The sequence below is a fragment of the Pseudomonas sp. Pseusp97 genome, from assembly GCF_047304025.1.
Classification (GTDB): Bacteria; Pseudomonadota; Gammaproteobacteria; order Pseudomonadales; family Pseudomonadaceae; genus Pseudomonas.
In genome coordinates this window covers 1-742 of the sequence record NZ_JBGLYK010000466.1, presented here as the reverse complement: position 1 = coordinate 742, position 742 = coordinate 1, and the positions used below count along the sequence as shown (strand labels likewise).

1 protein-coding gene is annotated in these 742 nt (G+C 67.5%); it reads left to right on the top strand.

The features are described 5' to 3' along the window. A partial coding sequence (locus ACCC94_RS29910) for an APC family permease (protein WP_413353199.1) occupies nt 1-556 on the top strand: 556 nt, incomplete at its 5' end. Between the last annotated feature and the right edge of the window lie 186 nt (nt 557-742).

Below are 742 nucleotides of genomic sequence, written 5' to 3'. Positions count from 1 at the left end.
CACCGATGCCGACTCGGCGTCGCTCGATGTACTGCGCCGTATCGGCGGCGAATGGCTGGTGACCTTCTTCACCGCCACCTATGTGGCCGGCTGCTTCGCCTCGGCGATGGTGTCGCAGGCGAGCGTCTCCCGCGTGCTGTTCGCCATGGGCCGGGACGGGGCGATCCCCCGCGTATTCGGCAAGCTGGTGACGAAGAAGCGCGTGCCGGCCACGGCGATCATGCTGATCAGCCTGCTCTCGCTGATCGCGCTGTTCGTCACCCTGGATACCGTCGCCAACATGATCAGCTTCGGCGCGCTGTTCGCTTTCTCGGCGGTGAACCTGGCAGTCGTCAAGCACTACCTGGTCGACCAGCGTCTCACCGGCAAAGGCAATTACCTGCGTTACGGCGCGCTGCCGGCAATGGGCTTCCTCAGCACCATCTGGCTCTGGTCGAGCCTGTCGGGCATGTCCTTCCTGATCGGTTTCGGCTGGATGTGCCTGGGCCTGGTCTGCCTGGCCAGCGCGACGCGGATGTTCCAGCAGCCGCTGCCGGACCTGAACATGGCGGAATGAGCGGCTGCCCCTGCCGCGCCGGGCCGGCGCGCGTCTGGGGCGGTACCGCGAGGTCCCCGCGGGTCTGGATCGAGTCAACTGTCCAGCTGGCTGCGCTGCTCCTCGAACCAGTCGAGCACCGGCTGGCAAGCCGGGTGCGCGGCGCCGCTGTCGCGCAGCCACAAGGCGTAGCGGCCGCCGGTTTTC